Annotated in this window: 7 protein-coding genes and 1 tRNA gene; 3 read left to right on the top strand and 5 right to left on the bottom strand. The window is 38.4% G+C overall.

What is annotated here, in order from left to right:
* Positions 1-32: 32 nt before the first annotated feature.
* Together REI64_RS09195 and tsaD are read right to left on the bottom strand one after the other, a co-directional pair.
* Positions 33-251, bottom strand: a complete 219-nt coding sequence (locus REI64_RS09195) for a hypothetical protein (RefSeq protein ID WP_308849819.1) — start codon at positions 249-251, stop codon at positions 33-35.
* Positions 252-265: 14 nt separating this feature from the next.
* Complete coding sequence (tsaD, locus tag REI64_RS09200; RefSeq protein WP_308849820.1) at positions 266-1,267, bottom strand: tRNA (adenosine(37)-N6)-threonylcarbamoyltransferase complex transferase subunit TsaD; 1,002 nt, start codon at positions 1,265-1,267, stop codon at positions 266-268.
* Between the two features lie 77 nt (positions 1,268-1,344).
* Here tsaD and REI64_RS09205 point away from each other — a divergent pair, with 77 nt between their 5' ends.
* Positions 1,345-5,745 (top strand): translocation/assembly module TamB domain-containing protein, encoded by a 4,401-nt coding sequence (locus REI64_RS09205; protein WP_308849821.1) that lies wholly within the window; start codon positions 1,345-1,347, stop codon positions 5,743-5,745.
* A 368-nt stretch (positions 5,746-6,113) separates the two neighbouring features.
* Here the strand turns inward: REI64_RS09205 and REI64_RS09210 are convergent, their stop codons facing one another.
* The 3 genes from REI64_RS09210 to REI64_RS09220 all read right to left on the bottom strand — a co-directional run bounded on the left by REI64_RS09210 (position 6,114) and on the right by REI64_RS09220 (position 9,782).
* A complete protein-coding gene (locus REI64_RS09210; RefSeq protein ID WP_308849822.1) occupies positions 6,114-7,325 on the bottom strand; it encodes a bifunctional 3,4-dihydroxy-2-butanone-4-phosphate synthase/GTP cyclohydrolase II in 1,212 nt (403 codons plus the stop codon).
* Between the two features lie 549 nt (positions 7,326-7,874).
* Positions 7,875-9,329 (bottom strand): LptF/LptG family permease, encoded by a 1,455-nt coding sequence (locus REI64_RS09215; RefSeq protein ID WP_308849823.1) that lies wholly within the window; start codon positions 9,327-9,329, stop codon positions 7,875-7,877.
* A gap of 72 nt (positions 9,330-9,401) precedes the next feature.
* On the bottom strand, positions 9,402-9,782 hold the full coding sequence (locus REI64_RS09220; protein WP_308849824.1) for an START-like domain-containing protein: 381 nt from the start codon (positions 9,780-9,782) through the stop codon (positions 9,402-9,404).
* A 229-nt stretch (positions 9,783-10,011) separates the two neighbouring features.
* On the opposite strand from REI64_RS09220, the gene REI64_RS09225 reads away from it, so the two are divergent.
* Positions 10,012-10,085 (top strand) — tRNA-Met (locus REI64_RS09225).
* Between the two features lie 48 nt (positions 10,086-10,133).
* Entirely contained in the window at positions 10,134-10,382 is a 249-nt protein-coding gene (locus REI64_RS09230) for a GIY-YIG nuclease family protein (RefSeq protein ID WP_308849825.1), read from the top strand.
* The last annotated feature ends 192 nt before the right edge of the window (positions 10,383-10,574 follow it).

The raw sequence follows: 10,574 nt of genomic DNA on the forward strand, positions 1-10,574 counted from the left end.
AGTTTTTTCTTTAGCAATGAAGCACCACCAAACTACCTAAAACTCGAAGGCTTTGGTGCGGCAGCAGGAATTTTCTCTTTCACAAAAGAAGAGTCTAACCTTACAATAGTATAGGCTGCAATTACTGCCCCAATAAGCAATAGCACTAAACCGAGATAGTTTTTTTTCTTATCCTGCTTAATTACCCAAATTAAAAAAACGATTAGCGGTATCGCCAATAAACCAAAAAAGATAAAACTGTTTGCTTGCATATTATTATTATGTGCTAAAAATTCATTCGGGCCATAGGCGAAACCTCTTGACCAACAAAGTCATTCTGTAAAAATTTCTGATAACCAGCTATAGCAATCATGGCCGCATTATCTGTACAATATTCAAATTTTGGGATAAACACCTCCCAGCCTAGCGTATCTTGTAAACTTAACAGCGTATTACGCAGGCCAGAGTTTGCCGAAACACCACCAGCTATTGCAATTTGATTACAATGATACTCCTTCGCTGCTTTTTTTAATTTATTAAGTAAGATATTGACAATACTATGTTGTACCGAAGCACATATATCTGCCAAGTTTTCTTCTACAAACGCCGGATTTTCTTTAACACTATCTCTAACAAAGTAGAGAATTGCGGTTTTAAAGCCGCTAAAGCTATAATTTAATCCCTGTATTTGTGGAACTGGAAATTGATAAGCCGTCGGATTTCCTTCTTTAGCATATTTATCAATCAATGGCCCTCCCGGATAAGGTAGGTTTAAAATTTTCGCAGTTTTATCAAAAGCTTCGCCCGCAGCGTCATCCAAAGTCTCCCCTACTATTTCCATGTCGAAATAATCTTTCACCAATACAATTTGTGTATGTCCGCCAGAAACAGTGAGGCACAAAAATGGGAATTTTGGTTTTGGGTCGTCAATAAAGTGCGCTAAAATATGCGCCTGCATGTGGTTTACCGAAATTAAAGGTAGATCTAATGCTAACGCAAAAGATTTAGCAAAAGAAACACCAACTAATAGGGACCCGAGCAAGCCCGGCCCTTGCGTAAAAGCAACACCGTCCAGCTGCTTTTTGTCCACTCCTGCTATCTCTAGGGCTTGTTGTACGGCGGGCACAATATTCTGCTGGTGTACCCTAGAGGCTAACTCAGGAATTACACCTCCATAATTTTCATGAATTGTTTGGTTTGCAATAACATTGGCAGTAATTTTGCCGTTATCACAAATGGCAACCGAAGTTTCGTCGCAAGATGATTCTATAGCTAATATGATAGGCACTGGAAAGATATTTAAGCTACAAAATTATTAAAAAACTATTAAAAATACTTCTGTGGATTATCGCTTCGATCATTATTTTGGTTGCAGGCGTACTCTTTTCCCTACAGTTTAAGCCTGTACAGACCTATGTAGCCAAAAAAGCTGCAGATTATTTATCTAAAGAATTAAATACAACCGTAAGTATTGGAGGCTTATATGTAAAACCCTTTAAGTCTGTTGTATTAGAAGAACTGTTGGTTTTAGACTTGCAAAAAGATACTTTAGCTCATTTTCCAAAGTTTTTAGTTGACCTTAACCGTTTATCACTCAAAGAGAGGATTTTGGACATCAACACTGTTCAGCTAAACGATGGCACGTTTTTCTTGAAAAATCAATTAGATGGAAATTCCAACCTTGATTTTATCATCGATTACTTTGACAGCGGCGAACCTAAGAAACCCAAGAAAAAGAAGAAGAAATTTGAAATTCTTTTCGATCGAATTATCATTAATAATCTTCATTTTAAATACAAGAACCTTAGAGACACTCAAAAAGTTGAAGGTGTAAACTTTGAGGACGTAGATGTAACTGAAATGAATGGTATTTTTGAGGGATTTAATACCAAGGATCACCTCATCCAAGCTAACATCAAAAACCTAACGTTAAGAGAAAAAAGCGGCTTTTATCTTAAAAACCTAAGTGCATTTACTACTGTAGATAGCAATGCCATAGAACTGAAAAACCTACTACTCGTAACCAATAAAACCCGCCTCACCGATTATTATCAGATGAAGTTTAAAACCTTCAAAGATTTTAGTGATTACGAAAATAAGGTGAGGATGAAGGCTAACTTTATAAACAGCCACATATCTTCAAGTGATGTAGCTTTTTTCGCACCAGCGTTAAAAAACATGAAGTTAGATTTGGAGGTTGACGGTCAAATAACTGGCTTAGTTAATGATTTAAGGGCAAAAAAACTTTCCGTGAAAGCGGGAAGAGCAACCTACATTAAAGGAGATTTTAACATGAAAGGACTTCCCAATTGGAACGAAACTTTCATGGATATGAGAATTGATTTAGCCGGAACTAACAAAACCGACTTAGATAATATCCTCACAGATCTAACGGGTAAACGTGTTAAATCAATTCCAGACATTGTTAATAAATTTGGCAACATTAACTTTAATGGACGTTTTACCGGTTTCCAGAACGATTTTATCGCCTTTGGAGAATTTAAAACAAAACTAGGCCGTTTACAATCGGACGTTAACATGAAGATTGATAAGAAAGGGGTGCCTTCTTACTCTGGAAATGTAAAAACCTACGACTTCCACATTGGCGATCTTCTTAACGAAAAATTATTGGGCAGAATTAGCTCAGAACTTTACATTAAAGGGCGTGGCACCGAGGTTAAAGATTTGAGCGAAGAATTGAAAGGGCAAATCAGTTATTTAGATTTCAAAGGGTATAGATATCGCAACATCAACATTAATGGTACTTTTGAGAAGAAATTTTTCGATGGAAGCTTAAAAGTTAACGACAAGAATGTACAGTTGGACTTTGATGGTGGCGTAAATTTAAACCCAGAACTACCGATTTTCAATTTCAAAGCCGACATTCGAAATGCCCGTTTAAAAACCTTGAAACTCTACAAAGATTCGCTTAAGGTAGATGCGATATTTAGCACCAATTTTTCTGGAACTAATCTCGACAATATTCAAGGTAGTCTACTGCTGCAAGAAATCACACTTAACAACCTAAGAGGTATTTACAAAGTAGATTCTGTGTTTCTTAACGCCAGAGGCACTGGCTTAGATAGAAGTTTAAGCATCAATTCTGATATTTTGGAAGCAGGCATTAAAGGTCAGTACGATTTAGGAACTATTGTATCCTACTTTAAAACCATTGCAAAAACCTATATCCCATCATTAAAAACAGAGATTGTTAATTACAAAACGCAGGTATTTGATTTTAGACTAAAAATTAAAGACTTTGAACCTATTGCCGAATTGATTTCTCCAGGTTTGGAAATCGACGAACAGTCGTTACTGGTTGGAGCCTTTGATTCGAGGAACAAAACAGCCACTATGGGGGGCATTATCAAGCGCCTTAAATATAATGGCGTAGTTGCAAATAATATTATCATTGATCAAAACACTTCCGAAAGACAGCTCACAGCAATTATCTCTTCAGATCGAGTAGATCTGAATGACAGTCTTTACATTAAGAACGTCAACATTTCAAACATTTTGCGTAACGATAGTTTGGCCCTCAACGTAAAACTATCTAACGCAGACGATGCCAACCAACTGGATTTAAACGGCTTGGTTGAGTTCTTACCAGACACATCTAAAATCAGTATTTTACCATCCAACTTAAAAATAAACTACGAGGATTGGAACATTGAAGACAAGGTTCAGATTAGTTTTAATGGAGGAAAAACCAAAGTCGAAAACTTTTCATTAAGCAACGGAAAGCAAGATTTGAAAATAGACGGTGTCATTTCTGACGACCCTTCAGATGCCCTATTGGTGACATTAGAAAACTTTAGGCTTTCTACCATTAATCCATTTATGAAAGGATCTGGATTTAGCTTTGCAGGAATAGCCAACGGAAAAGCAAGAATCAATAGTATACTCAAATCGCCGCAGGTAAGAGATAGCCTGCATATTGATTCGCTCAGCTTTAACAATACCTATATCGGTAGCCTTACGGATACTTCTTCGTTTAACAGCACCAGTAAAATTGCTTCGGTTTATACTAAAATTGTTGCTGCTGACAGAGAAACATTCAATATAACGGGAAATCTGGATGCCGCCCAAAAGCAAATTGACCTAAAGGTAAACCTGAACAATAGTGAATTGGCAATTCTAACTCCTTTCTTAAATAAGCTGGTGTCTAATCTAAAAGGAAAGGTTTCGGCAGATTTAACAGTTAAAGGTCCTTTCGATCAGCCTTTGATTAATGGAGATATTACGCTTAACAAAGCACAACTGACGGTTAACTACCTTAAAACCACCTATATAATAGACGATCAAGTTTCGGTAAACAATAGTGCTATTCAATTAAACGATCTAGTTTTAAAGGATTTAGAGGGACACACTGGAACTGCAAACGGTAGTGTAGATTTGAAGGACATTAACAACCCAAACATACAGGTAGAGCTAGAAGCTAAGGGCTTAATGGCACTGAATACTACTTCAAAAGATAATGCGATTTATTTTGGTAAAGCCTACGGAACCGGTAAATTCTCTTTCAGAGGGCCTACCAACGATATGTTTATTGACATTGATGCGAAAACAGAGAAAGGAACGGTTTTTAGCCTTCCGCTTAACAGTTCCGAAACGGTAACCGATAAGGACTTCATCACCTTTGTGAGCAAAGACACTACGAAAGTGGTAAAGAAACAAAGTAGTTTCGAAGGTTTGAGCATGAGGTTTAAGCTATCGGTAGATCCTAATACTACGGTGAATATATTTACAGTTTTAGGTAAACTAAGTGGTACAGGAAATGCAGATCTAGAACTAAATATTTCTAAAGTTGGCGATTTCGAAATGAAGGGCGATTACATTATTGAAAGTGGTGTATTTGATTTTACGGCGAGAGAAGTAATCAACAAGCGCTTTGAGATTAGGCAAGGTGGAACAATTAGATGGACAGGAAACCCAGTTAATGCACAAATTAACCTTAAAGCAATTTACATGCTACGTGCTGCACTTGGCGATTTATACCAAGCTGCAAACCGTGATGGAAGTAGTAACGCTACACAAGTTGCCCAAACCGAGGTAGAAATGGGATTAACGGGACTTTTGATGAAACCAGACATTAAACTTGATATTTTCTTCCCAACCTTACCAGCGGTTAAAGAGGAATTGCAATCTTACTTTAACGATGGCAACAACATGAATACGCAAGCGCTGAGCTTAATTATTCAGCGCAGGTTTGCCCCAGGCACAGGTTCAGAAAATTTAAGTCAGCAGTTAGGTTCTGTAGGTACAGGTACAGCAACCGATTTAATCTTTAACCAGCTTAACAATGTACTTTCTAGTTTAAATTTAAACTTCGTTGATATTAACATCAGGTCATTTAACGAAGCCAGTGCCTCGTTCAAATTCTTTAACGATAGGGTAATTGTAAACGCCGGAATTACCGATATGAGCAAAAGTTCTATAGATAACACCATCGGTTTTAGAAATCAGGTTGGCCGCGAAGTTGAGGTTTTAGGATTGATTAAGAAAGACGGTAGTTTGGTAGGTAAAGTGGCTAACAAACCGCCTACCATACAAAGTATATTTGCCAATCCGGGTATAGATCCGTTCAGAAATATCACTTCGCTAGGATTAATCTACAATCAACAATTTGATACTTTTGCTGAGCTGATGCAGAAAATATCGGGCAAGTACCGTAGAGAGCAGAAAAAGAAAGAAGCAGAGAAAGAGAAGCAACGTATTAGCAAAGAAGCGATCATTAACGAGAGCAAGAAAAATCAACGGAAATAATATTGGTCTCAAGTCCTCTTTCGCCATCTCGAACAAAATGTTCCTTTCCAATTTAACGTAAATAACGTGAGTTACGGGTGTTTACATCTGATTATCAGATGTTTGTACATTTATTGATTTCGAGTATTGTTTAAAGCTGCCTTAAAAGCTGATGCTGACCTGTAGTGAAACGGAAAGCTACGGAGTAAAATAAATTCAGCATGACGAAACGCCCATATCCCGTCACCCTAACCTGTAGCGAAGCGGAAAGCTACGCAGTAAATTTATTTCAGGGTCTGTTAGACTAGATTAAGACCCAAAACTCACGTTAAATAAAAAAGCGCCAGAAATATTTAACTCCTGACGCTTTCTTATAGTTCAATAAGTATTTAGCCCTTCAAAATCTGATGGCCCATTTTATCTCTCTTCGCAATTAAGTAAGATTCGTTATGCTTATTGCTTTCTATCTCAATTTCAATATTTTCTACAATCTCTAAACCGTAGCCAATCAGGCCAGCTCTTTTTGTCGGATTGTTAGACATCAATTTCATTTTGGTAATACCCTGCGCCCTTAAAATTTGTGCACCAACACCATAATCACGTTCGTCTACCTTAAAACCTAACTGAATGTTCGCTTCGGCAGTATCCAAACCAGCATCTTGCAAGTTGTAAGCATGCAGCTTGTTTACCAAGCCAATACCTCTACCCTCTTGGTTCATGTACACAATTAGGCCTTTCCCCTCCTTGTCAATCATTTCCATAGCCTTATGCAATTGTGGGCCGCAGTCGCAACGGCACGAACCAAAAATATCTCCAGTAACACAAGAACTGTGGATACGTGTTAAAACAGGCTCGCCTTCTTGCCACTCGCCTTTAGAAATAGCTAAATGCGTAGCGCCATTGCTAAGTTGCGTATAAGCAGTCATCTTAAAATCTCCCCATTGTGTAGGCAAGTTTACCGTAACTTCCTCCTTAATTAAACTCTCGGCAGCCAAACGATAACTGATCAAATCTTTAATAGAAATGATTTTTAAATCGTGTTGCTTGGCAATCAGCATCAAATCTGGCAAACGAGCCATTGTGCCATCTTCGTTCATAATTTCTACCAGCACACCAGCAGGTTCAAAACCAGCCAAACGAGCAATATCTATGGTAGCTTCCGTATGTCCAGTTCTACGTAAAACACCTTCTTTTCTAGCCCTAAGCGGGAAAATATGTCCAGGTCTACCTAAATCTTCTGGTTTGGTAGCCGGATTAATTAACGCTTGCACCGTTTTAGCCCTATCATGTGCCGAGATCCCTGTGGTACAACCCTGCCCAATCAAATCTACAGATACCGTAAATGGCGTTTGATGTAAAACGGTGTTGTTCTGCACCATTAAATTCAACTCCAACTTATCGCACATTTCTTCAATAAGCGGTGCACAGATTAAACCACGTCCATATTTAGACATGAAATTGATGATCTCTGGCGTTACATTTCTAGCCGCAGTTAAAAAATCGCCTTCGTTTTCACGATCCTCATCATCAACTACTATGATAATTTTGCCAGCCCTAACATCGGCCAGCGCTTCTTCTATTGTATTTAATTTAATTTCCATTTTGGCTTTATAACAAAATGAATGAGGTTTTCGCCTCACTTTAATTTGAGTACAAAGGTACAACCTTTAACAGCAATAATTGTACTGAATTATAATTATAACGTAAGTTTAGTGTACAGTTGCAAAAGGGTTTATTTTATCTGAAAGAGCATTCTATAATTAGAAAAGCAATTTTCGTACTGCTATCTCAGCGCAGCCCCGCTGTACATTACAAGTCCGCACTCGTTCCTCGCTTGCGGGCTTTTCATTTCCATCGGGTTTAGGTGGCAAAATTGTACAACAACTTTACGTACTTGCCAAACCTCCGAAAACTTTGCGGTTAATTAATGCTAAGAAAATAAGAGTTTCGCAAAGAACGCAAAGGCTAAACGAGCATGGTTTACAGGTGCTTTGCACAGGTTTTTGTGAATTAAACCCGATAGAAGCGAGCACATAGGGGCAAACCTACGTGTTGCCCCAAGTAAAGCGGATAGCGGGACAACGGTCGCCATGAGCACGACCACACATTTTCTTATTCACTAATAGAAATTACCGTTATGGTTTCTTCACCTAACTAGGTTCTACAGCTTTCTTCTTGCCAAGTTTTTTGAACAGCCCAACCACCGTTTGTTTGTAGTAATCGATATCGAAAAGCGCAGAATCTACCGTAGCCTTGTAAGTTAAGAAAATTCCGACCGGCGTGAGTATGAAAATAGCCATCCACATACCAACAATAGGATCTAAAGAGCCTTCTTTAGCAGATTTTTCAGACACTGTAGAGATAATATGATAGAAAAGGAAGAAAATTACAGCAATTACCACCGGCAAACCTAAACCACCTTTGCGGATAATAGCCCCTAGTGGTGCGCCGATGAAGAATAGCAACAAACAAGACACCGCCAAAGTATATTTACGTTGATATTCTATTTTTGCCCGTAAAATTTCCTTACTTCTAAATTCGTATTCTGACAATTGACCTTTTATGGTCTGTTTTAAGGCATCAACTTGGTCGTATGCACCTTGCAGGGCTTGTATCCGCTGGTCTTTTGGCAGTACCATAAGCACACTACCCTTAATAGTTGCAGGTGGCGTTTTAACTTTAGTATAGCCCTTTACATAACTGTTTTGCTTGAAGTAATATTGGGCATTGGTTTGCAATGCTTTACCCACGCTGTCCAGATCTTTGGTTAAGGAATCTCGCCTATGCAATAGCTCTTTTCTGTTGAGCATAGGTGCATTGTTCTTGAAATTCTCTTCCTGTGTACGGGTCATGTCCTTAAAACTACTGAAGTCGAATTTCACCTCAGTTTGTTTAAAGCGCATACGCGTTAACGACTGCCGTGGGTTATAACCACCACTGTTAGATGCCGCTTCTTGGTAACGTACGCCATTCACCAAGTTAAGTACCATGTAGTTACCATCAGACGTTTTAGACATTTTACCCTTCTGAGCCATAATAATCTGCGGGATGCCGTTTCCGCCATTATGGTCGTAAATCATGATGCCGTAAAGCGAATCTATAGCACCTTCGCCTTTACGCTCTACACGCATAGAATAGCCTGGAATACTGTTGTTAAACACGCCTGGCTTAATAAGGAAGGATAGTTTTTTATTTCGTACATCCCAAAGTAGCGAACCGTATTTAAGGTTGGCCTTGGGCAGCATATAATCTGAAAAGAAGAACGAAGCTACCGCCAAGCCTACAATGAGCACTAGAAGTGGCTGCATGGCTTTACGCAGTGAAACTCCGGCAGATTTAATGGCAACCAGCTCGTAATTTTCACCCAAGTTACCAAAGGTCATGATAGAGGATAGCAGAATAGCCAAGGGCAGTGCCATGGCCACGTTAGATGCCGATGCGTACATCATTAGCTCGGCAATTACATACCACTCAAAGCCTTTGCCTATCAAATCATCGACGTACTTAAACAAAAAGAACATCAATAGAATAAACATCACAATAAAAAATGTGACGGCAAAAGGCCTAAGAAAAGCCTTTATCAGCAATAAATGGATCTTTTTCAACTATGCAAAGATAGGCAAAGCCAATGAAAAGTTAAAAGTGTTAGCTACCTATTACAGCAAAAACGATTAAACTTAGGCTCCTAGTACGCTAAGAAGATAAGTAATTTGGTTATCCCAAATTTGCTTTCTCTCTTGGATAGTATCTTCTGTAGCAAAATCTGTGATGGCCAAAGCTACATCATTGGTAAGTTCATCTTGAACAATTTCCATTTCTGTATAGCAATAAGGTTCATCATCGACCCATTTAAACTTCACGAGCTTATTTTCTTTTGCGCTAATGAGTTTCGCTTTTTGCACCTCTCCATCCCAAGTAAAAGTATAGGTTTGGTCTCTAAAAATTACATCATCAGCAAACCACTGCGCCAAACCATTTGGCTCGCTTATAAAGCTATATAGTATACGTGGAGATGACCTTATTGCGTATTCTAATGTAAATTTCTTCTTTTCTGACATCCTAACTTCTGATTTATATTTTTCTAAAGAAAAGTATTTTCTTTTATAAAAGCAAAGTTTTAGGAAATAAGTATTTTTTTTGCTACATCTATTAGATTTGAGCCTTTTATTATTAGCTAAATAATTAGAAAACAAGCTATGGGAGGCTTATCATTTCGACAAAAAAACCTTTTCAAATAATTTTCTTGTTTATGGTATTAAATCCTATATTTGCAGCTCGAAATTTTTCGGCGGGGTAGCTCAGATGGTTAGAGCGCAGGATTCATAACCCTGAGGTCGGCAGTTCGATCCTGCTCCCCGCTACTAGGTAAAAGCTCACAGAAATGTGGGCTTTTTTTTTTGCAGAACAGCATGTTTACCGTTTACATTTTATATTCTAAACAGTTCGACAAGATTTACATTGGCTACACCAGCAATCTAGAACAAAGGCTGTTGTCGCACAATGCATTGGCAACGAAAGGTTACACGATAAAATTCAGACCTTGGGAAATTCTCCATACAGAAGTTTTCGAAAGTAGATCAGAAGCACTCAGAAGAGAAAAGCAGCTAAAGTCTGCCAAAGGTAGAGAGTTCATCAGAAAGCAACTATTGATGCAATAAGAATATTCTCATGCCATCAGATGGTTAGAGCGCAGGAATTCATATCCGCCAGCTGGCGGACGGCAGTTCGATCCTGCTCCCCGCTACTAAGGCAAAAGCTCACAGAAATGTGGGCTTTTTTTTTTTTGCAGAACAGTATGTTTACCGTTTACATTTTATATTCTAAACAGTTCGACAAGATTTACATTGGCT

It is taken from the genome of Pedobacter sp. (genome assembly GCF_031119335.1).
Taxonomy (GTDB): domain Bacteria; phylum Bacteroidota; class Bacteroidia; order Sphingobacteriales; family Sphingobacteriaceae; genus Pedobacter.

What these genes read in the sequence shown, in the direction of transcription:
- REI64_RS09210 (WP_308849822.1), bottom strand. Translation starts at nt 7,325, where the DNA reads ATGGAAATTAAATTAAATACAATAGAAGAAGCGCTGGCCGATGTTAGG.
- REI64_RS09195 (WP_308849819.1), bottom strand. Translation starts at nt 251, where the DNA reads ATGCAAGCAAACAGTTTTATCTTTTTTGGTTTATTGGCGATACCGCTA.
- REI64_RS09230 (WP_308849825.1), top strand. Translation starts at nt 10,134, where the DNA reads ATGTTTACCGTTTACATTTTATATTCTAAACAGTTCGACAAGATTTAC.
- REI64_RS09220 (WP_308849824.1), bottom strand. Translation starts at nt 9,782, where the DNA reads ATGTCAGAAAAGAAGAAATTTACATTAGAATACGCAATAAGGTCATCT.